We start from the raw sequence: 23,734 nt of genomic DNA on the forward strand, positions 1-23,734 counted from the left end.
TATGTCTCTATCGTTAAATAACAATTTGCAGACACTTAAAGTAGGCGACTACTTTTGGAGTAGTTCTTACACAATAGATACAATGCTTGATATCGTTGATGAGATCGATTATACAAACAAAGAAAAATATAGATGGACAATGAACGATCTTGCAACAAAAACAGATCACGAGGTAGAAACACAGCAGATTAATAAAGAGTGGACTGCTAAAGGCGAAGGATATTTTAGATTTATCGTTGTTGATATAAAGAATAATGGAGACATCATCTGTGTAGCAGATAGAAACATTGCATATCGGATACCTTGGAGTTTGTATGATGCAAAAGATGGATTAATGCAAGTTGGTACTTCATTTTACAATCTTAAGTCTGTTTCCTACAAGAATAGATGTGTTGGTGGGACTCCTATTTGGTCATCTTGTCTTAATAATGATGTTAATCAGTATGGTGGTCAAAAAGCTTTTGGCGAAACGGCCGTGAAAGGTACATATTGGGCTACTGGAGTAAATTTAGGGACTGCAAACTTTGATAAAGAGTGGATAGGATATCAATTTAAAGATCCCGTTTCCATTCAAAGAGTAAATATAATCTTTGAAAATAGATACTGGACTGAAATTCATAATATGAAAAAATTATATTTAGAATACTCGGATGATGGTAACGGCTGGATGTTAGCGAAGGAGTTAGATATAAAAATCGGGGCTAATGCCGCTAATATTTGGCATGTGCTGAACTTTAATCACGAACATCCATATAAGCATCTATTTTGGAGAATGAGATTCGGATCTACTAGCGCATCTTCAACAATAGAACCACTCCGATTAAATTACATGGAAATGTGCGAAATTGTAACAGATAAAACAAATGACACACTCAAAGAATTTAATCCTATTATAACTTCAATTACTTCTAATGCAAAAATTGATGAAGGGTTTCTAGAATATAATGAGTGGGACAAATATATAAACTCAGATTTGAATGGTGTGGTGGATAGGATAGGAGACAATTCAGTTTGGAATGTGAACTATCCATCCTTCACGAATACGCCTGCATATGGAACATCGCAAGGTGTGGTTGTGAGAGGTGGAGCTAACGGAGATGCAAGCGCTTTTGGAGTTGTAGACGCAAAAAAAAAATATGATAAGGATATCACAACGGGTGTTGGGTTTAGACCAAAGCTCATTCTCAAACCGAAGAAGAAAATAGCTGGGAAAAGCTATTTCTTCAATATGAATGGACAGTACAAAGCATATAACATGGGGAGTGAACAGGTTCTTGAGTCTACACCACTGATTGATGAGTTCATTGACGATGGCTCTGCGCTTACAAGTACACAGCACCATATAAAAGTCACTGCCAGTAATGGAACAAATGTCTGGAAGCTCTTTAACAGCAGCTCTGATTCTTGGGTATCTTCCGATGGTGAGACAGGAGTAGAAATTACAATTGATTTTGGAGATGGAGTTGAGAAAACTGTTGGCGGGTATGCTATGAAATACAATTTTGGGGCAAACACACTTCCAGCAGCCAATGCAACTGTGAAACAAGACATTTATTCATCTCCAAGGGATTGGAATGTCTACGGCTCGCTAAAGGGGGATGATTGGACATTAATAGAAACACGTAAAGGAGTTTATTGGCAACAAAATGAAGAGAAAGTATTTACATTGGGTAAAGATGTGAAATACAGATTTTATAAATTCGTATTCACTTCAAATAATAGTGATATTAAAAATATCGCCATACAATACGTAAACCTCTATCCAACAAAGTACAAGAAAATTAGTCCATTTTGGAAGCCATTATCTACAACAATGCCTTCGCAAAAGACTATTAAAACTGAGGGCTTATCAGATTTGTCGAAATTAGATAGAAAAAATAAAATCGAAAGAGTTGATACCACTTTTAGCAATAATCTCGGATCTGGAAGTATATATAAATGCGATTTAGATCCTTCGGTATTACAAAGAATGTATAAACTTAAATTGCAATAAGGTAGGTGTTTGTGATTGCTTATAAAAAGAGTTAAATTTAGTGATCTTTATGATTTTAATCAGAGTGTAGTAGTCATAGGCAGGATAAGATTTTATGATGAAAATGGGTCTAAAATTAATATTGGAAAAATGATTTCAAATGTTAGCAACATGCAGTTTGAGGCTGAAAATGCTTATATATTCTCAAACTTAGAACGCTATAGCGAGTTATCTTATGATGCATTCAATGATGGGTATTATAGTATGAAAGGCTCAAATGACGCTAGAAAAAACATTCAAATCATTTTTAAAGAACCTGTGACCATCAGTAAATTCGAATTTGATACAGGAACAAAATACCCTACAAATTCCAACATAAATGTTGAATTTTATAATGTAAACAATGAATTAATAAATACCTACATCGTAAAACAGAATGAATATGAATTCTTCAATAAGAACTCTCTTCGATTAATAACTATACCTACACCAGAACTGGCTGATATCAAAAAACACTTCACTTTCAGCGAAAAGAAAGCGAACGGAGCCACTAAAAATTATACTCTAGAAAAGAAAGAAGTAAGTGCCATTCCATTATTCTTTAATAGTGAATTTGATAGTGAAATAAGTAAGGTTGATGCAAGTAAGGAAAAAGCAATTGATAAAAAGATCGAACATGTATTTAAAAACAATCCAGTAGAGGACTACAAGTTTGCTTATCAATCGGTTGATACGAGTAACATGCAGCTTGTACACCCAAGTATAAAAATTGAATTTAAGAAACCTCGGTTGATTAATGCTGTAGAAATACAGTCGATGATGAGGAAAAATGTGAATATCATATTTGAGGGATATGATGAAATAAATAAAGAGTGGAATCTTTTATCTGAATACAAAGCATCAGTCATTAATCAATTTGGAAAGATTAGAATGCAATTCGACAATTCTCGACGTTATTTTTTATACAAAATAACGTTTATGAATTTAGATGATGTGGTGCTGATCAATGATATCAAGTTTTATGAATATCAATCTTTCCTAAAAGAGATATCCATTTCTTCACCAGAAGACTATAAGGAATATGGCATGAGGAGTGGCGAATACTACTGGACAAGCAATGTACTAAGGAAAGTTGTCCAAAATATTAAAACGAAATATAGTACTGGAAATGTATTTTCGAAGTTGTTTGACAATAAAAATAAAGAAATAAAGAGCATCACAATTTGATTGTGATGCTCTTAAGTGAGGTGTAAATATGTTTGTACCAATACTTCCGTTATTTAATGAAAATTATTCATATAAAAATGGATTCGAGATAAATGCTAGTGACTATTTTACTAAACCAACATATGAATACTATCCTGATAAAATGTGTGATGGTAATTATAATACTGCATGGGCAAATACTACTTTTAAAAAAGCATATGCAAAATTTCAATTCCCAAACGAATATATTCCTCAAAAGATAACGATTACTTCCTCTGTTGATGCATCAAAAGCTCCAAAAAGTTTTAGGCTTTATGGAGTTTCTAACGATACAATAGATCTGCTGAACACTTTCGGATTAAAGCAAAAGGATGAGGAGCCAGCATGGATAGGTTGTTCATTGTTGCTCGATGTAAAAAATGAAGGATGGAAAGAGCTTGAAAAGAAAGAGTGGACATTTAAAAATAATAAGAAATTCAAAGCTCTCATCCTTTATATGTATGAAAAACAAGGCGCTTGGAATGGAAGTTCAGAATATTCAATCTCTGAATTTCAGTGCTATGAACATGTAGAAAAGACATATAGTCTAATCAAAAGGAAATCAGATGGCAAAGCTGTATCTATTACAAAAAGAGTGAAAGAGTTTGGAGGTTTTAGTTTCAACGATATCAATGAGAAGCGAAACCGATTCAAGCTTACATCTTCTAATGGCATTGTGGAAATATATGATATTTTTCGAGCAATCCCACGAAATAATGGCTATCTATTGTTTGGCGACGATTATTATAATGGAAAATTGTATATGGAGTTCACTGTAAATTGGTATAATGAGTTGGCTATTGGATTAGTGTCAAAATACACAGATGGTTTTGGATCAGTGGGAGTAAATAATTTGCTACTCCATTTTAGTAATAATTATTATATATCTTTTCAAGGTGCAGAGGCGATTGGGGAAAGAACGATTATTTCATCAAGTCCATTAGCTAGTTTTCAAAGAGTAGGGATGGCAATGGATCTAGATAATAGAATTTTTGAGTTTTTTGTAGATGGTAAGAGTTATGGGAAAATCAAAGTGAGAGAATTACCAAAACCAGTAATACCAATTATCTATAGTCCTGCTACATCGGCATCAGATATAGGATTACACACAGAAACTAAATTTATGCCTAAAGGTTACAAGAATATCGTATCTAAAAAAGAATATGAGTATATTGTAGCTGAGCTAACTGAAAATGTGTCAATGAACGATTACACGAAATATGGAATGCATAAAGGACAAAAGATAGAATTTGATAAACCTTACAACAAAGAGTTTATTTGGAGTAACAAAGAAGAAGTATTGTCAGAAGGTAAGGTTTTTAGTTATAAGTTTGAAGCAAAAGAGAATGTACAAAAAATAAAGCTAGACGAGGTGTAGTAAATGAAGCAAGAAGTTTATTCGCATGGATTTGATCATCCAGTAAAGGTATACACAACCCTAGCTGAACCAGAGCTGTATTTCCTCCAAACTCCGATAAATAAGTTGTCTTTGTGTAGATTAAAATCAATAAAGTTGAGAGGGATTCAGAATGTTGTGACAAAAGTAAAAATCGCTGTAATGACAGAAACGCATAGATACAGAGAGTATAAGACACTCCTAGTTAGGGAGCTAATTAATGATGGGAAATATGGAGATGATATTTATTATACAGATGGCATTGATGTAACTTGCCCTAAAGATACGTTTTTGGCTCTCATTTTCGATGGAAAAGTTCCACTTCCTGCTGAGTCTGGGCTTTATAAAACATATGTTCCTTGGGTCTATTTAAGACGTAAGAAAGTAAATTATGAAGCCATAAGTGATGGTAGTGTAATAGATATTTACAATTATGTACCTGACAGTGTTACTTGGGATTTGCATTTTCCAATGGAGTTTGAAATCGAAACATATGAGTCAGAAAAGATTTTGTTTATGGATGAATCAGGGGAATATAAAAGGTATTTATCTTCCAGATACATTGATTTAGCAAAGGCGAACGAAAGTAGCAAAAATATATACAGTAGTAATACACATGCCAATCACCCTAATTCATTGTGGAAAGCTTTTAATAACGAAATTGATTCTGGATGGGTGAGCGCTAATGGAAAGGGTCAAAAACGATTCATTACATATGGTTTTGGAGTACCTACAACAATAGATAGGCTTGAACTTGAAGCGTTAAGAATTGCAGGCAGCAACAATTTTGGTATACAGTACTGGACGTTTTTAGGATCAAACGATAACAGTAATTGGACTCAGCTCTATAATATTGATTCTTCCTCAAAAGATGTGAATCGAGATAGCTATAATTCATCAAATGGCAATCATATTAGGTATGTGGATTTTAAAAAAGAAAAGCCAACTTATCAATATTATAAAATTGAATTTGGAGATGGGCATCATACAGGTGCGCCTTATGATTATTCAGTTGGCGTTAAGAGAATAGGGCTAATGAAGTTTTTCGAAGAAGGTTGGGAGATAATTGGCAGAGATGTAACAGATAAAGATTTCGTGAAGTACGGAATGTGTCCAAGCGAATTAGAGGCTTTATCATCGGTAGAGTTAAGTAAGTTAGCAGGTGACTTCGAAGTTAAAATTTTCACTGAGGTTCCTAAAAGTAAGCCAGTCTTAATCAAAGAGATGGAGAAAGGGAAATATCTTTCCAGCCTCGTAGGTGATGAATTTGAAATCATGAAGTATACAGATAGTCCACAAATAGAGGAAGTTGAATATATTATCGAAGATAGAAACAAGAGATCATTATCAGATTATTTTGAAAATAAAGTGGAGGTAAATGTTTATTCTGAGGACGGAAAGCCAGAAATAGAGATGGGAACCGAGTACTCTCCGCTAGATGAACATCAAGGGAACGATATTGAAATACTTGAGTATAGGGATGATGAACCAGTTGCAGAGAAGATAGTAAAAGAGAATTTTGCAAACGAGAGTTCAGAAAAAGTTGAGGGCTTATATGTGGATGCCGTAAGCATAAATCTGAAAGATGTACGAGAATTGTTTAAATAATCGGAAAACAGGATGTGGAAATGATGGGGAATGGGTTATATCAGAGCATTTTTGATGGGGTGAAGGGCAATATTAGTATAGTTATGCCAGAAAAATGTTCTGGTGTTACGAGAATAAATGATGAAGTGTTTATATCCACCAGCAACAAAAAAAATATTGTTTATGTATTGGACTTTCAATCTTTGACCATCAAGAGAACACTCCAACTGGCAAATACAATGTGGTGTTATTGTCTCGGTACAGATGGGAAGAGGCTGTTCGCAAGGTTGTCAGATTACACAATAAAAGAAATTGATATACAAACAGGGGCAACACTAAATGCGATAGTTAAGCCAGAAGTCAATATTCCTGCTACAGCATTAGCTTCATTTTACATTGATGCAAAACGCAATCTATTATACATGCCTGATCATAAAAATAGTGTCTATTGCATTGATGTAACTACAGGAAAGACTTTAGCTGTTGTTGATAATTTTAAAAATGGGATTACTGGTAATCCAACAAGCATTGCAATTACAAATGGGTATTTCCTTATAACTCTAATTAATACTCCAACATCATACGTTTACTATGCTAAAATACCAGACTATGAGAATTTCGGGGCAGATGAGTTTTCTAAATTGAAATTTAATGTTTATAACTATGGATCACCAATTGTAGGATGTTGTTCATTCGGTTCCTATATGTTATTTACAAAAGATGATATTAATATATCGTGGTTAGATCTAGAAAAAGTAATTGGAAAAGATGTAAGTAACGAGAGATTCCTAGTACAGTATGACAATAAATATATAACATTTAATTTGTTCGAAAAAACGAAAAGCCTTACAAGTTTGGTACCTGTCATGACGACAAACAATTCAAATGGTATTGCCGCTTCAAGTCACCATGAGGGTGCATATGAAGCATTTCGCGTATTTGACGGATTAGACAATACAGCATGGGTTACGGCAAAAACTCAGGTAAGGTCATGGTTGTCTTATGAATTTATTAGCCCAACTTTATTTAATACCTACGCATTGAAATCCAGAGAAGAGAACGCAGGCGAGTCACCAAGAGCATGGGATCTGGAGGCTTGGAATGGTTCGAGATGGATAACGCTGGATAAACGCAGAAACGAAGTGAATTGGAATAAAGACGAAGTTCGAACCTATCATTTTCCAAATTCGAACCAATATAAAAAAATCAGATGGAGATTTTATGAGAACAATGGGTCTGTACTGGGAGTCGCTTTAAGGAAAATTGACCTCTTCCATTTAAGTGATAGTGGGTGGCTTGAACTTTCAAAACCAAACAATATTGATTATGTATATAAACATGGGATAAGTGATCTAAACCAAATTAAGAAGGAAGATTGGAGTTTGCTCTCTGCCATTAACCCAAAGGTTAAACTGCTGAGATATACGCACGATTTACTTTCCGATATGTCCGAAGACAACAACAAGCTTTATGTTGCAAAGAATGCGTCAAGAAGTGTTGTGAGATCTCAATTCACACCACTGAGTCAAATTTCTATTCCTTTAGGTAACATATCAATAAACGAAGATGTTGAAAAGTTCTCAATAGAGCTAACTAAAGATTACAAAGACAATATTCGGCTATTTGTTTCTTTTGACAACGGCATGAAGTGGGAATCCTTTAGTCAAGGGAAATGGAAAAATCTAGATATTACAGACGAGGATGATATAAAGAAAAATGGTATGCGAGTATGGGATTTTGAATCTCTAAGAACTGAGGATTTCAAAGCTAAGGCTATTTATGGGTTTATTAAAATTGGGTTCATGTTCGATACTAAGCTTAACGAAAAAGGATCTGTGGATATAGATAGCATTAAAGCCAGCATAAACACTTACATGAAAGGTGCGCGTGTTAGCGACTTAGCCCTGTATATCTTAAATACAACTTCAACCATTAACCTTTCATTTATCGGAAACAAGCTATCAGGCACATTGAGCGACTACGATTTGGGACTTGTTCAATATCGTGTATTCCTCAATGATAAACCCTATTATCCGCTCTCAGGCGAGTTTACGAATCTACATGGTTCTCCAGAGGGAATTGCCCTGAATATTAAAAACACGGAAGTCAAAATTGGTGAAAAGAACACGCTTATTGTAGAGTTTAAGGATTATTGGGGCAGTGTAGACTCATGGACGACTCACTTTATCGGAACCTATGCAGGATTGATGTTTAGCGACAACTTAGGAAAGTACTACACAACAGATATCGGAGAAATCCTGAAATACTGGAATGCGGGCACTCTTGTTGCAGGACAGATCTCGAAAGAGAATAAAATTACGTTAACGAACATGTATGGTCACAAGGTTACGAATATTGAAGTGAAGGGAATTAATGCTGATTTACCTAACGGAGTTAGAATCGAATTATCGAAGGAGCAATTCCCATTCACGCCAGAAGAAGTGCTGAATTGGAATACAATACTAGACTACAATCAATCCGTGGAGTTCTTTGCCAGATTGGCCACTGAGCTGACAGCTAATTCGGTTCCGAGCGGAAAATTTGAAATTAGAGCGCGGGCTCAAAAAATCTAGTCCAATACAATGGAGTGATGGTAGGTGCAGGAGGAAGTTTATGATTTTAATGCGAACCTTTGGGTAGGTTATGCGCATGATGATGTAGAATCAAGCATGTATGTTAGACATTACGATGAACCAATCAATACAATGGCCGGCAAATATGTACTGTATACAGGCAAGAGCTCAGATATAGATTCCTATATGTTTGTATATAAGAAAGCCTATAGTGATTTGAACTCTTCTCTCATAGTCCGCGTACAAAACAAGTCAGAGTTAGATTCATTTGCGATGATCATGTATAAGGGGATCAGTGATAAGGAATCCACAATTGAGGCGATTGCCGGAAGTTTCGTGGAAAGTGTCATCGAAGTAGCGCCCAACAATCGAATGTATGGAGATTATGAACTGTTCGAGGCGCCTAGAATTATTCAAGAGCTTGTACCCGTAAAAGATGCCTTTACGAGAGATAGCGTCAGATATCAATCGCAAAACTGGGGCACTGAAAAACAAATGTTTGTTGGTAGGGACACGAGGGACTATGTAAATATTGAAAACTTCGAGTCCTTTGTCGAATTTGATTTACATGCTTTAGGTAAAGAAAAACTTATTGAAAAGGCTACGTTAAGACTATATTGTGCTGATGATAAGGTTGAAGGCACGGATCTTGAATTTACGACAAATAAAGAGTTCTGGAATGAAATCGGTATCACAGCAGCAAATGCTCCAATGCCCCTAGGTCTGATAACAAATAAGTTCCTTTACAATAAACAAGAGCGATACATTGAAGTAGACATGACTGATATTGTACTAAAATGGTATCGCGACGAACAACCGAATTATGGTATAGGCATCAGATCGCAAGCGAACTCGTATGTAACGTTTTTCACTAGGGAGTTAGGGTATAAGCAGCCAAAACTATTTGTCCAATATATTGATTTATCTAAATCTTATACGGCAACTAGATACCTGCTTGATGCTGAGATGTTTGTCATTGGACGTGGTTTTGCCGACCTGGATGCTAGGATCAACGTAAATAGCAATATCGGTTTTAGTTGGATGGATTCTTCCCTATATGTACACCGGGCGGATGTACCAATGCTTATGGACTATGACGCTGATATCTATGTATCTAGACCGGAGCTCCATTCTTCTATGTTTGTATATAAAACGGCTAAAAGCTATCGAGATGCAAGCTTGACGGTAAGATCGTTACTGCAATCTTCTGACGTAAAGACTCAAATCGATGCGACTAGACCGGAGCTCCATTCTGAAATGATTGTCGATAAAAATGCATTTCTCCAAGCATCATTACAGACTAGGGCTTTTGTCGAGGATGATCCACGGGCAAATATAGAATCGCAAATGGAGTCCAACAAACCTGAACTCGGTGCAGTAATGGAAGTGTTTAGTTACAACGACTCATTTGAAGGAATCATTCAGGCAAAACCTTTAGTATATGATGATGTTTCAGCATTTATAAGTGTACCGACGCCGGAACAATATGACGATAAATCTTCCGTAATGTGGAGCAACAGACCAGAGCTTCATTCAGAGATGCTTATCTATATTAAGGGCGATAGTGATTTAGAGAGCTATATGGAAGTCTATGAGCATGAGGATATCGAGACAAGCATAGCTTCAAGCAGCCCTGAATTGGTTGCAACCGTATTAGCTCAAATCGTGACCAATCTTAATTCCAGCATTGATGTTAGAGGTCATTCCATAATCGATTCAGTTCTTACGGTCAATGTGTGCAAGGATATAAATGCCACAATTGATATCAAAGCAATCCATGAAGTTGAGGCTGAGATGACGAGCAACAGACCAGAGCTGTTCGGGTACCTATTTAGAAGATATCAAGCGGACGAAGATCTTGTGTCTCAGACTACTTGTCGTCAAAGGGATGTTAATGATTTGCATGCAAGGTTTGGCATTAGATCTCAAACAGGTGGGGCCTATTATTTCATTATCTAGAATGAAGAAGTAGTAACTTAAAACGAAAAAGAGGAGGTTTCGTACCTCCTCTTTTTTATGTTCTCTTGATGAATTTCTAGGGTTCTTATCACTTTATAAATTAGAAAGATAAACGATGCATTAAGCAAGAGGGTGGTTATGTGTGGAGGCATTGCAAATACTGATTCCGGTTATTACAGCGTTAGTAACAGCTATATTTACATTCGTTGCAACAAGGAGTACCAATCGCAAGGATGTTACGATTAGCGACCGAAAGGCACTAAGCGAAGATGAGAAAGCATTTAGATTAGAGCTGAAAGAGATTATAAATAGCTATAAAACCGATCTGGAGGAAGCAAGGGAAGAGATTCGAGTACTTAGCGAGGAAGTCGCTCAGCTTCACAAAACAAATCTCGAACTGACTTTAGAAAATAAAAGACTGCAAGTAAAAGTCGATGATTTGCGTGTAGAGCTACAATCTTTTCGAGGTGGTCAACATGAAATGGATTAAAGATGGATTATCGTTGGATGAAACCAAAGTTTCAGCACTTATTATCGGATTTTTTTGCACACTAAGTATGGCTTTGTACCAAGCGTGGCAAATCGGGGACATATCGGACAATATGCTGATGCTGCTCGCTTATGAGCTGGGGGCGTTTACAGGCATTAAATGTGTGGAATCGTTTGCGTTCGCGCCCGGCAAAAAAAAATCAAAAAGTAGCTTCTCTGAAACGGAGACAGAAAACTTGCCATAAGAAGTAGATAGTATTGGGGGAAAGAATGATGTTCAAAATGAAATACGAAATTGTTAAGCAATACCTTACACCTAAGACACAAAGACGGCCAGGATTATCGATGCCCTATGTTGGATTTATCGTAAGCCATGATACCGGAAATGATGGCAGCTCTGCTTCAGCCAATGTAAGATATTATGAAAACTCACATAATGAAATGTCCGCATCGGCCCATACATTCATCGACGATAAACAAATTATCGAATGTATTCCAGCTACAACGGCTAAGCCTGAAAAAGCTTGGCATGTAAGATATAACGTAAAGAAGGACAACGAATTATACGGGGGTGACGCGAACGATATTGCGATAGGAGTTGAATTATGCTATTCGCATAAGCGAGGCGCCGTTAATAATCTAGAAGCTTACAAACGGTATGTATGGTATCACGCCTATTTGTGCCATACATTCAAACTCGATCCTAGTAAACATATAGCAGGACATGATGAACTGGATCCAGAACGCAAAATGGATCCTTTTAAAAATGCTTTAAAGCTCATGGGAATTAGTAAAGAACATTTCATTCAAGATGTTCAAAATGAACTGAAGTCATGCACTCAAATGAATAAATCAGATGAAGAATCGAAAGGTGTGAAGAAATTGGACAAACTTGCAGTAGCAGAAGCACATAAAGCTATTGACCGACTAGCAAAGGAAGGAATTCTTTCTAGTCCTGACTATTGGAAAGCTCGTGTGGAAGAAAGTCTCCCTGTATGGGCGTATATGATTATGGAATATCGCAAAATCAAATAATAGTATAAAGAGGGTGATAAAATGGAGTATATTATAGTTGCATTCTTACTCACAATTGCGTTTATTACAATCATTCTTATAAAACCAAATAAGCTATACAATAGAATCATCGAATTCATTATCATATCAATTGTTAAAACAATTCAAAATAATGAGCCAGAGATTGTATGCACGATATATAATCGGCTCCCGCCATTTTTCAAAGAAAGAACAAATTCCAAAATTGTAGCTGAAATTGTAAGCCTTACGATTCAGTTGTCTGGTGAGCTATATGTGAGCAAAAGGAAATAATACTATCATACTCAATATGAAGTTGTTATCAGTTTGATTTACAAAGTAAGAAGTAATACATGAAAGAGGTTTATGATGATATAATGTTCCTCTAGAAAATGTGATTAGTACAAAGTAATACAGTAGATTTATACTCTATTTTGTATGGTCATCATGCTTCTTATTACTTTGAGCATGTCTAACTCTGAATAGAAGGAGTATAGTTAGGTTATGAATCAAGCTGTTAACAACAATAATAAATTAGGTAAACAACCTCATCAGAATACAGAGCGGTTCTTTAGAAAAACGCGAATTGAAAAATCAACGAGGAATTATACGATCAGAAGTCTCTACAAAGAATGGAGAAGAGATCGGACATGGATCAGTCAGAATCAACAGGATGAGATTGTTCTTCGGTTTGATCTGGCAATCCAAAGGAATGCAACCTGGAATGATCATCAGCGGAGCGACTTAATCCATTCGTTGATTTATGGGTATTATATTCCACCCGTGCTTATTCAGGATTCAGATGACGGGAAAAAGTGGTTTTTGGATGGGAAACAACGGATAACAACGATAATGAGTTTTATTGACGGCGCATGGAAATTGCATAAAAATACAGAGGATGTATATGGACATCAAATTGCAGGATGTAAATTCAAAGATCTGCCTCAAGAGATGCAAGATGAAATATTAGATGAATCCATCACTATCGTCAAAATAGAAAATATGACGGATGAAGAACGCGATAAGATGTTCGTAAAGCAAAATAGTGGCACGCCACTGTCTAGAATAGAATTAACAAGAGCGAAGCATAGCGATTTAATCAAGTCTATTAATGATTTGTCAAACCTACACTTCTTCAAAGAAGATGTGGGCTTATCCAAACGTGCTAGAGTACGGTTTGTAGATCAAGAAATGATACTTCAAATCCTGATGTTGTTTGAAGATGGGATAGATAAAATAAAGGGCTTTGGTGCAAAAAATATTGAAGAATATGTTCTTGACTTAAAGAAAACAGAGAAGGTTTTGGATCAAAACATTGTTGAGAAAATACAGAAAATCTCAATGTATCTTACGGATGCTTTTGCTTCGTTCGATTCAAATGAAAGAAAAAAAGCACTGAAAAAGACTCACATACCGATTATTTTTTGGTGTGCAGAGGCAGCAATGAATCAGCTATTGCAGCCGGAGTTATACGGTGAGTTTATTCGGAGTTTTTTGGTTACATGTTATCGCGTAGAGAGTGAATATGGGAAGTCGTGTCAAGCAGGGGCACCTAAAAAGGAAAACGTACTGAAGAGAATTACGGAAATGTCAGTAGCTTTAGAAAGATTTATATCTATTGTTCAATCTAATTTGGAAGTAGAGGAAGCAATCGTACAATTGGACAGGTCACTTCGCATATGATTATTGACAAAATGTAGAAATGAATTAGAATGTGAGAGATAGATTTAGTTTGATATTTACTGTATAAAAAAGTTGACATGGGAGGGTATTGGGGTGGTGCTCAGTACCCTTTCTTTTTATTGAAGTGTCATATATAATAAAAACATGTAGTACTTTATTTAGTTAAAGCCCATTGCATAAAATGTATAAAGGAGGTTAGAGATGGATTTTTATAACGCAGAAACTAAAATGAAATATCTTGAGCAATTCGATAATTTAGATACAAGAGAAGTTTACTCAAGATTATTTAAAAAAGCAGTGGATACAGAAATAGAGCTCCAACGGGATATATATGATTTTCGTGATGATGAAATTGAAAATTTTATCGCAAATATGCTTAAACCAAAAACAAAAGAGAGTGCTCGGACGTATTGTAATGTTCTATCTTCCTACATACAATGGGCGATGGATCACAGTTACTCAAGAAATTTTACGAATCCATTAAAACGAAGACAAGAATATTTTTATTCCTTCGTAAAGGAATATAAACAATATATAAGTTATGATGAAAAACAGGCAATTATCCACTCTTTAGTGAATAAACAAGATAGTTTTATCATTGAAGCATTATGGAACGGTATTCAAGGCACTCAGGTTAAGGAATTAACAAATTTACAAATTTCAGACTTTGACTTTGATAAGAATAAAATTTATATAAGAGATGAGAAGGGAAATATAGCTCGAATCATTTCTCCAATTGATCCATTTATTTTTAGAATGGCGATACTGACGAATCAGGAGCAGTTATATTATAAATCGAATGGGGGAATTGATTTTTCAAGTAAAGTCAGAGACTCTATCCCACTTCCGAGCTCAACCTATATACTAAAAGGTGCAATAAATAATAATGATGAGAATCGTGATAAAGTCAAGTTCTATACGATTTACAATAGACTGGAAACGATTAAAAAAGTAGATGGATTAGAGGAATACAGTGAGGCTCTTACTACTAAAAATATTGTACGGAGCGGTATGATATACTTGGCATTACAAGTTTTAAAAAGAGATGGAAGACTGGAAAGGAAGCAGCTCGAAGAAATATGCGATTTTTATAATATGAAGTATAAATGGTCTCTTCGAGATTTTTTGAATATAGAAATGATTAGGTCGTTATATCCTCACGAAATAGACGAGATAAAGAACGCAATGGAGTAAGTTATCCCATTGCGTTTTTTAGTGCGTCTATTTCTTAAACATAGATGAAAAACCTGCTAAATGAGAAGCTATAATTTCCTACAAAAATTTGACGGTAAGTATTGAATGGGATATAATTGGAATATAAAAATACAAACATATGTTCTTATTTTGCTGTAAACATCATTGTAATGGGGGAGAAATAGTGGATAACTATGACAGCATTATTTTGCGTGAGTTAGAATTCGGTATGGGATTTAAAGGAAAAATGTTAGACGACCTAAAGTTAGTCATTGTCGATGAAGCAACATTACAGCAATTTTATAATTTTATATTCCTATCCGGTAGTGATATGACAAAACCAATGATTGTTCATAAATTCATTATATATATAAAAGAAAAATTATCCTATAAAGAATATCACGAATTTGAAAAACTATATAAAGAATGTAAGTTAAAAATAGAAAAAATTACATTGATAAACAGATTATTTGCTAATATAGAAAATAATAAGGAAATAGAACAGGTTCTTCACTGGATTGATAACCAGAAAATAAATTTAAAACAACTGTACGATGCAGTTGTTACATATAGAAATGACTTTAATGTAAAAGAGATTGTGACTCTAATTGAGCAATTACATATAAATAAGGATTATAAAGATCAAATGAAAAGAGCGATTATATAAGACTAAAAAAAATTAAATGAGAGGCAAATCGATGATGGATAAAAATACGACGTAAATGTATCGGATCAAAACCGATACAAAAAGCTATTGACGGAAAATCTAGTAGGGAATATAATCTATTTACAATCAAAAACAAAATAAAGTACTAGATTATCTGTGTGTAATTTGAAGGATGGAGGTGACGAACATGATCAAATATGAATTGGAAGAAGGTATAAATAGTTTTAACTTATTCTTGAAGGATGATGATCACAACGTAAAGGTTCTAATTGCGGTCATTTTTAATGATGTACATGCACGAATTATTAAACGACGAATGAATGAGTATGTTACGTCTTCAGCAAAGGCATAAACACTTATTAGGAAAAGGGAGGGCTATGTTATGTTTTATCGACATTATGAAGGTTATGAATGTTATTTGCTCGGTATTGTGAAATCGGGTATTAGCCACAAGCAAGCGGAAAAATACTTTGAGGCCATACATACTGAATCAGGGAAACATGTAAATGTATTTCTTTATAAAGGCGCCTTTCATGTGGATTCGAATGAATTACTTGCCCTTTATGTTGATGCTCAAGGCAGACATTGGGTACAACCTAAAGAGTTATTTTTGGGTTCAGTAATGATAGATGGACAAGAAGAACGACGCTTCTCTCCGTTTAATCAAATAAGAAATGATTACTAATCATCAAAAACCATAAAAAGTACAGAGGTGAATGTTGTGGAGTATGATAAAAAGCGCTATTACAAAATTGGTGAGACTGTGTGGATGAAAAAAGAAAAAAGATTCGGGGTTGTGAAAGAACTTAATATTAATCCTTCTGCAAAGAAATATGAGCTAGTGATTGAAGAAAAAATAAACAATGAATACAAAACAATGTACGTAAACGTATGGGATGTTGATAAGGATAAGCGGACAACTCGTAATAAGAAGCCATGTGATACAGTATTGTTTGCCAAAGTGAGAGAAACGGCAGTCTTGCCCAGTTCCATGAATGCCGATGCGAGCTATGATATTTATGTAGATATTAAAAATGCAGTGTTGAATCCAAAAGGAAAATCAGTTGAAGATCCTGTAAGCATTCAGCCGAACGAAGTCGTATTTTTGCCTACAGGAATCGCATCTTCTTTATTAAATAAGTATAGACTTGTATTGAAAGAAAATAATAATGCCTCGAGTTGTTCCTTATCAGTCCTATCAGGAATCATTGACGCTAATTACCGTGATGAATGGTTTATTGCCATTCTTAATTCGGGATCCAAAAACGTTGTTCTGACATCGAGTGTTAATGAAATTATTGAAACCAATGATAAAATTTATTACCCTGCAACAAAAGCCATTGCTAAGGCGGTTATAGAAATATGTCCTAAAGTAAGAACTAAGGAGATTACATATGAACAACTCCGCAAAATACCTGCTATTGAGATGAATCTAAGCTCAAATTAATAAAGATATTTAATAAGGGATGTTGAATGGTCAAAATGACAAAACGAGAAGTAATGGACTTAATGGCTTATTTATCATTGATTTCGGCTTCTAAGATGGGGAAGAGTGCGATACATCTAGTGAATGAAAATCAAGTTGATAAAATTATTAAAAAAGCTGTGGATTTGTTTGATAATGACAGTAATAAAGCAGAAGCATTTATTGAGGAAAAGACAAAAAAATTAATTCAAAAACTCAATAAACATATCAAAATGTAATAACATACAAAAGCAAAAAACCTTATCTAAGAGAAGAGGTTTTTTGCTTTTGACTGACGAAACTATTTAAGACCAGATGATAGAGAATATCATGCTTTTTATTGAAATACATATTGCGAAAATGCTCCATCGATATGAATTGGGAATGTACATGTCAGCACATTTTATGATGTGATAGGTGATGAACATGGGGGATAAGAACAAGAAGCTGGCGGGTGTCGGCGTTGACTTGCCGAGTGATGTCATTGTCTTTCATTCCGAGCAGCAGATGAAAGCTCATTTGCCCTGCAAAATGTATAAGCTTGATCATACATCGGGGAGTATCTGGGATCATACCCACGACTATATACAGATTTGGTATGTTGTTCGAGGGGAGTTCAAGCATTCCATTAATCATCGGACTTATAACATGGTGAAGGGAAATATATTCGTCATTCCGCCCTATGCCGTACATCGGGTCGATATGATTCCTGATCAAGGAATGGAAGTGATCGGATGTGAGTTCCTGCCTCATTTTATCAACGAACGATTTGAGCAATCGGAATGGAGCGGGGAGTGCTTCGATTTTTCTTATTTGGAGCAGTTTCTGATCGATGAGAAGCACGTGACGCCAAAGGTAGCCTTAACCGGAGAGACTGATATGGAAGTTGGCCGATTGCTTGCGGAAATGTTGGAAGAGTACCGAGGGGCAAAGCGATTTTACGAGTTGGTGCTCAAAGCAAATTTACTGAAGCTTCTCTCTGTCATCATTCGTGAATATTCCAAGCTGGCAGATAAGCCGAGTGAAGAGGACGAGCGTGTTGAGAAGTACCGAGAGTTGATGAAGGCTGTGATGGACTATATTCATGAGCATTTTGCCGAGGAGCTTAGGCTGGAGCGTCTGTGCAGGCAATTCAACATTTCCAAAACATATTTCTGTTACTTGTTCAAACGATTTACAGGCAAAACATTTAACGACTATCTGATCGACTTGCGTGTGAGCAAGGCAGCGCACTGGCTCATCGAGACGGATAAGTCTGTCACTGAAATCTGCTTCGGCACTGGATTCAATGATTTGGCCTATTTCTCACGCATGTTCAAGCGCCATACAGGCATGTCGCCCTCGAAATATAAGAAGCAGGCGCTTGCGAATCCATTGTCGTAAGCCTGCTGCTTGACGATGCATTTGAAGATTTTGTATACTAAGAGATATTATGAAGCAAGGGGAGATTTTAATGTTGGTGAGCGTTCTTAACTAGTCAATTCCATAGTGAGGCAACGGTTTTGCTGCAGGTGTATGTTCGAATTTCGTCATAGGAACATCCCTGAGAACAAACGTCCAGCGAGACGTTTATTTGAGCATGCTGTTATTAGTCCTCCGGAAACGAGTTAAGAACAGCGGATAAGCAAATCTACGCCAGCATTCCATTCTCTTGCTGCCCGGATCCGTGCTGTATGCAGCACGTTTTTTTGTAATTATCGTGAATTGTGTGCACTCCACCACAGGGGCACTCAAACATGGCCTGGGACAGTTACTGATGAGAACAAGGAATATATAGGCAGAGCATGCACATACGCATGCTCTGCCTTTTTTGCGTTATACAGACGATACCCGGCATGAAAGATACATGCTGCTGTTTTCCGTGAACAGAATCCCTCTTTCCGTGAGGTATAATATGCGGCTGCTCTCCTACAACAATCAAAGGAGAATCAAGAGGCATGAACGAAACAATGCTGCGAAGACTGGATTATCATAAGGTTAAAGAAAAAGTATCGGAATATGCGGTTTCTTATGCGGGAAAAAGCCACGTCGAGAAGATGTGTCCGCTCACGAATATCGATGAGGTACGAAGAGCGATGGCAGAAGTGACAGAGGCAAGTGATATGCTGAAGCAGGGGGCGAGTGTACCGCTGCCGACCTTACAAGGGATTGAGCATATTATCTCGCTCGTGAATACAGGTTACGTATTCTCGGAAGATGATTTCACGAATGTGGCTGTCTTTCTGCGCAGCTGCGCCCAATTGAAGAAGTATATGCGCGCGAAGTATGCGGTTGCCCCTACAGTAAGTCAATATGCTGCGTCGATGTATGAACTGGAGAGCATAAGGGAAGAGATTGAGCGCTGCATTCGACATGGTCGAATTACAGATGAGGCGAGCAGGGAGCTAAGCAGAGTCCGGCGGAAGGTTATGCAGGTGGAGAGTCGCATTAAGCAAAGACTTGACAGTCTGATGAATAAGCATAGAACACTAATGCAGGAGCATCTGGTAGGGATGCGCGGGGGCAGATATGTGCTGCCCATTAAGAAGGAGCTGCGCAAGCAGTTCCACGGCACCGTGTTGGATGAATCAGCAAGCGGTCAAACCGTGTATATGGAGCCGACAGAAATTGCCCATCTTCAGCATGATCTCGCCCAGTGGCGGATTGCAGAGTCGCAAGAGGAAATGAAGGTGTTGAGCCATTTAACCGAATTGCTGGAAAGATCGACTCCTGAGATTGAGATAAATGTGGATACCGTCGGGGTATATGACTACCTATTCGCGCGAGCGAAATACAGCCGTGCGATAGATGGTCGACCGGTACAGTTGAATGATTGCGGCATCATTGACATTCGTAATGCGAAGCATCCACTGCTAGGCGCGCATACGGTGCCTCTTACATTTCGAATCGGGCGTGGCTACTCTTGCCTGATTATTACGGGGCCGAATACGGGCGGCAAGACGGTTGCCTTGAAAACAGTGGGACTGCTTACGCTTATGGCGCAATCTGGATTGCTGGTGCCGGCCCAAGAGAACAGTCTGTTCTCCGTATTTCGCAACGTATGTGTAGATATCGGAGACGGCCAGAGCATGGAACAGTCGCTAAGTACATTCTCGGCCCATGTTACGAATGTGATTCATATTCTTGAGGAAGCCGATGCGTCCACGCTTGTATTATTTGACGAAATGGCGTCCGGTACCGATCCTGGTGAAGGGGTTGGTCTGTCGATCGCCATATTGGAGGAACTGCGGAGAAGAGGAGCAATTGTACTTGCCACAACGCACTTCAATGAAATCAAGCATTTCGCAACTGCTACGGCGGGCTTTGAAAATGCAAGGATGGAATTCGATGCAGACACTCTGCAGCCGCGATATCAGCTGCGCATTGGGGAAGCTGGAAGCAGCTATGCCTTCCTCATTGCTTCAAAGCTGGGTCTGTCAGCCGATATTATTAGCCGTTCACAGCATGTTACACAATCACTTAGTGCAGGAACCTTCCGAGCTGAGAATGCTGCTGCTGCATCAGATGGGAAGTCTGCAATTTCTGAGGCTGAAGCTCCCAACGGAGATATCTCCATTTCCAGAGGAGAACAGGGTTCAGACCGAGATGATGCTGGAGATGAGGATGAAGCTAGGGCTGTTGAGACAGCAAACCTCGTCAAGAGGGATGGCTGTGCAAATCTTCCTGTGGGCAGGGAAGAGGAAAGACATGTAACACCCACAAAGTGTGCTAAGGAGTCTATGAGATCTAAGGAATCTAAGGATTTCGATAACAGCAAGAACCCTCCCGCTAAGCTGCAAAAAGGGGACTGCGTCCACATTGCATATTTGAAGCGTACGGGCATCGTGTATGAAGAAGAAGACTCATGCGGCAATGTAGGGGTACTTATTCAGCGCCAGAAGGTGAAAATCAACAAGAAACGCCTAACGCTGTACATTGAGAAGCAGGATTTGTACCCGGAGGACTATGACATGGACATTGTGTTCGAGTCGAAGGAGAATCGCAAGAAAAAGAAGATCATGTCCCGCAAGCATGTCGAGGGCATCTCGATTGAGTATCCATCTGAATAATGTGATAACGCCATGTGAATAGGCCTTCTATTTTATTAGAGGGCCTCTGTTCGTGGTGGATCCGACATAAACAAAAATATTCTGTAAAATGAGACAAACGTCCTGGGCAGAAGCAATTGCTAGCCAAAGCGGATTCCGCATCTTTGTCTCCTTTTCCCTGTATATTCCTGTATTAGAGAAACAAATGGGAGTATCTCACATCCTCAACTGCATCTGTGAAAGAAAGTCCAATATTTGTGGACTATAGTGCAATGTGCGGCGTACAAACTTTTTTATAATGTAGTGGAGACAGTTAGTATTCGTTGTAACCGCTTGCAAATAAGTGGAGAATTGAAAATTTAACCGAACACAACGACGAAATGGAGTGGGCTGCTGTGAAATTAGGAGTTAGCATTTATAGTTTGTATGCTGCATTGCAGGACAAACGTCTAAGTATATCCGGAGCATTGGAATGGATGAAGGAGAATGGCGCAGATCACGCAGAAATCGTGGATTTGGATTTGGATCTGGTCAACCATCCAGAGCGTGTAGAAGAGATTCGTACAACAGCAGAACGGATTGGGCTTGAATTGTCCAATTATTGCATTGGCGCGAACTTTGCAGGTCATGACGAAGAGGGATTGAAGCGTGAAATCGAGCGTGTAAAGTCGCATGTTGATGTTGCGAATCGCCTTGGTGTGAAGTTCATGCGTCATGATGTGGCATCGCGTCCGCTTGAACAGACAGGTGCTGCTTATTTCGAGCAGGATTTCCCTCAGCTTGTCGAAGCATGCCGGGAAATTGCAGATTATGCCGCCCAGTATGACATTGTCACAAGCGTGGAGAATCACGGATTCTATACGCAAGCTAGCGAGCGTGTGAAGCGTCTCGTGCTTGCCGTAGATCGCGACAACTACAGAACGACCATTGATGTAGGCAACTTTGTATGTGTAGACGAGAATCCACTCATTGCCGTGAAGAACAACCTTGAATTGGCGTCGATGGTGCACTTCAAGGACTTCTATATACGTCCAGCCGATCGCAATCCTGGCCAAGGCTGGTTCCGCTCTCTGCATGGCAATTATTTGCGCGGTGCAATCGTGGGTCAAGGAGACTTGCCAATCTACGATATCGTTCGCGCGGTGAAGGCATCTGGATTTGACGGCTATGTCAGCATTGAATTCGAAGGGATGGAAGACTGCCTCAAAGGCACGAAAATTGCGATGGACAATGCCCGCCGCATTTGGGAAGAAGTATAATTTCCACAGATCATTCAGCTTTGAACATATCGATCACAATTAGGAGGACTAACGATGAGCAAAGTAAAAGTTGCGGTTATTGGTACAGGTTCGATCTCGGAAATGCACTTTAACGGATACAAGAACAATAGCGAAGCAGAAATTATTGCTGTGTGCGATTTGAATGCGGAACGTGCGAAGGAGAAGGCAGTCAAGTACGAAGCTCCAGATGCGATCGTATATACGGATTATCATGAATTGCTTCAAAATCCTGATATTGATGCAGTAAGCATCTGTACATGGAATAATTCCCACGCACCAATTGCGATTGCAGCGCTCGAAGCAGGCAAGCATGTACTTGTAGAGAAGCCGCTTTGCATGACAGTTGAGGAAGCGCTTGCGGTACAAGAAGCACAGAAGAAGAGCGGCAAGACGCTGCAAATCGGTTATGTGCGCCGTTATGGCACGAATACACGTGTATTGAAAAAATTCATTGACGAAGGCGAGCTTGGCGAGATTTATTATGCGAAGGCATCCTGCATTCGCCGTCTTGGCAACCCAGGCGGCTGGTTCAGCGATAAGGAACGTTCCGGCGGCGGCCCATTGATCGATATCGGCGTTCACGTAATCGACCTGTGCTGGTACTTGATGGGCAAGCCGAAGGTGAAATCAGTTAGCGGCAATGCGTATTATAAGCTTGGCAATCGCAACCACATCGAGCACTTGGACTTCTATAAGGCAGCGGATTATGATGGTGGCAAAGTGAATACGGTTGAGGATATGGCGAATGCGCTTATCCGCTTCGAGAACGGCGCATCGCTCGCGGTTGATTGCAGCTTCTCGCTTCATGTGCAGAAGGATGATATGTATGTGAAATTATTTGGCGACAAGGGTGGCGCTGAAGTAGAGCCTGAGCTGAAGATCATTGGCGAGAAGCATAACACGATCTTGAACATGACGCCGCAAATTGATCATCTGACTTTTGATTTCAACAATGGATTCCAAGGCGAAGTCGATCATTTCATCGACTGCGTGCAAGGTCGCACAGAGACGATCTGCCCTGCAGAAGATGGCGTAGAAATGATGAAGATTTTGTGCGGCATTTACGAGTCTAGCACAAAAGGGACAGAAGTTGTTTATTCCTAATTGAAGCTTCTATCGATGCATGAATGGATCCAGAGCTTGGTGTTGCGTTAGTTCTCAGTT

General features: G+C 38.1%; 20 protein-coding genes. All 20 read left to right on the plus strand.

All coding sequences use genetic code 11. The features are described 5' to 3' along the window. Position 1: 1 nt before the first annotated feature. The 20 genes from RQP50_RS02110 (at position 2) to RQP50_RS02205 (ending at position 23,674) form a co-directional block, all read left to right on the plus strand. Positions 2 to 1,993 carry a hypothetical protein gene (locus tag RQP50_RS02110; protein WP_315742864.1) on the plus strand — a complete coding sequence of 664 codons (1,992 nt, stop codon included), beginning with the start codon at positions 2 to 4 and terminating at the stop codon, positions 1,991 to 1,993. Between the two features lie 15 nt (positions 1,994 to 2,008). Further along, positions 2,009 to 3,199, plus strand: coding sequence for a hypothetical protein (locus RQP50_RS02115; RefSeq protein ID WP_315742866.1), 1,191 nt, complete (start codon positions 2,009 to 2,011; stop codon positions 3,197 to 3,199). Positions 3,200 to 3,227: 28 nt separating this feature from the next. Beyond that, on the plus strand, positions 3,228 to 4,595 hold the full coding sequence (locus RQP50_RS02120) for a hypothetical protein (protein ID WP_315742868.1): 1,368 nt from the start codon (positions 3,228 to 3,230) through the stop codon (positions 4,593 to 4,595). Positions 4,596 to 4,598: 3 nt separating this feature from the next. Beyond that, entirely contained in the window at positions 4,599 to 6,221 is a 1,623-nt protein-coding gene (locus tag RQP50_RS02125; RefSeq protein ID WP_315742870.1) for a discoidin domain-containing protein, read from the plus strand. A gap of 20 nt (positions 6,222 to 6,241) precedes the next feature. After that, the gene (locus RQP50_RS02130; RefSeq protein WP_315742872.1) at positions 6,242 to 8,773 is read left to right on the plus strand and encodes a discoidin domain-containing protein; all 2,532 of its coding nucleotides are present in this window, start codon (positions 6,242 to 6,244) and stop codon (positions 8,771 to 8,773) included. A 24-nt stretch (positions 8,774 to 8,797) separates the two neighbouring features. Next, a complete protein-coding gene (locus RQP50_RS02135; protein WP_315742874.1) occupies positions 8,798 to 10,732 on the plus strand; it encodes a CBM96 family carbohydrate-binding protein in 1,935 nt (644 codons plus the stop codon). A gap of 142 nt (positions 10,733 to 10,874) precedes the next feature. Beyond that, the gene (locus RQP50_RS02140; protein ID WP_021257609.1) at positions 10,875 to 11,222 is read left to right on the plus strand and encodes a hypothetical protein; all 348 of its coding nucleotides are present in this window, start codon (positions 10,875 to 10,877) and stop codon (positions 11,220 to 11,222) included. After that, on the plus strand, positions 11,209 to 11,466 hold the full coding sequence (locus tag RQP50_RS02145; protein WP_021257608.1) for a hypothetical protein: 258 nt from the start codon (positions 11,209 to 11,211) through the stop codon (positions 11,464 to 11,466). Before RQP50_RS02140 ends, RQP50_RS02145 begins: the two co-directional genes overlap by 14 nt. 25 nt (positions 11,467 to 11,491) lie before the next feature. After that, positions 11,492 to 12,256 (plus strand): peptidoglycan recognition protein family protein, encoded by a 765-nt coding sequence (locus RQP50_RS02150; protein ID WP_315742878.1) that lies wholly within the window; start codon positions 11,492 to 11,494, stop codon positions 12,254 to 12,256. A gap of 501 nt (positions 12,257 to 12,757) precedes the next feature. Continuing rightward, positions 12,758 to 13,936, plus strand: a complete 1,179-nt coding sequence (locus RQP50_RS02155) for a DUF262 domain-containing protein (protein ID WP_315742880.1) — start codon at positions 12,758 to 12,760, stop codon at positions 13,934 to 13,936. A gap of 201 nt (positions 13,937 to 14,137) precedes the next feature. After that, complete coding sequence (locus RQP50_RS02160; RefSeq protein ID WP_315742882.1) at positions 14,138 to 15,130, plus strand: phage lytic cycle repressor MrpR family protein; 993 nt, start codon at positions 14,138 to 14,140, stop codon at positions 15,128 to 15,130. A 184-nt stretch (positions 15,131 to 15,314) separates the two neighbouring features. After that, a complete protein-coding gene (locus tag RQP50_RS02165) occupies positions 15,315 to 15,797 on the plus strand; it encodes a hypothetical protein (protein WP_315742884.1) in 483 nt (160 codons plus the stop codon). 187 nt (positions 15,798 to 15,984) lie between these two features. Then, positions 15,985 to 16,149, plus strand: coding sequence for a hypothetical protein (locus RQP50_RS02170; protein WP_227774260.1), 165 nt, complete (start codon positions 15,985 to 15,987; stop codon positions 16,147 to 16,149). Positions 16,150 to 16,179: 30 nt separating this feature from the next. Next, positions 16,180 to 16,482: a DUF1653 domain-containing protein gene (locus RQP50_RS02175; protein WP_315742887.1), complete on the plus strand. Its 303-nt coding sequence runs from the start codon at positions 16,180 to 16,182 to the stop codon at positions 16,480 to 16,482. 36 nt (positions 16,483 to 16,518) lie between these two features. Beyond that, a complete protein-coding gene (locus RQP50_RS02180) occupies positions 16,519 to 17,244 on the plus strand; it encodes a dCTP deaminase/dUTPase family protein (RefSeq protein ID WP_021257601.1) in 726 nt (241 codons plus the stop codon). A 35-nt stretch (positions 17,245 to 17,279) separates the two neighbouring features. Further along, a complete protein-coding gene (locus tag RQP50_RS02185; RefSeq protein WP_139170625.1) occupies positions 17,280 to 17,501 on the plus strand; it encodes a hypothetical protein in 222 nt (73 codons plus the stop codon). Between the two features lie 187 nt (positions 17,502 to 17,688). Then, positions 17,689 to 18,645, plus strand: a complete 957-nt coding sequence (locus tag RQP50_RS02190; RefSeq protein WP_315742891.1) for a helix-turn-helix domain-containing protein — start codon at positions 17,689 to 17,691, stop codon at positions 18,643 to 18,645. A 554-nt stretch (positions 18,646 to 19,199) separates the two neighbouring features. After that, entirely contained in the window at positions 19,200 to 21,311 is a 2,112-nt protein-coding gene (locus tag RQP50_RS02195) for an endonuclease MutS2 (RefSeq protein ID WP_315742893.1), read from the plus strand. Between the two features lie 374 nt (positions 21,312 to 21,685). Then, positions 21,686 to 22,549 (plus strand): sugar phosphate isomerase/epimerase family protein, encoded by an 864-nt coding sequence (locus RQP50_RS02200; RefSeq protein WP_044355069.1) that lies wholly within the window; start codon positions 21,686 to 21,688, stop codon positions 22,547 to 22,549. 54 nt (positions 22,550 to 22,603) lie between these two features. After that, the gene (locus tag RQP50_RS02205; RefSeq protein WP_021257596.1) at positions 22,604 to 23,674 is read left to right on the plus strand and encodes a Gfo/Idh/MocA family protein; all 1,071 of its coding nucleotides are present in this window, start codon (positions 22,604 to 22,606) and stop codon (positions 23,672 to 23,674) included. Positions 23,675 to 23,734: the final 60 nt, after the last annotated feature.

The organism is Paenibacillus suaedae (genome assembly GCF_032337355.1).
Classification (GTDB): Bacteria; Bacillota; Bacilli; order Paenibacillales; family Paenibacillaceae; genus Paenibacillus_B; species Paenibacillus_B suaedae.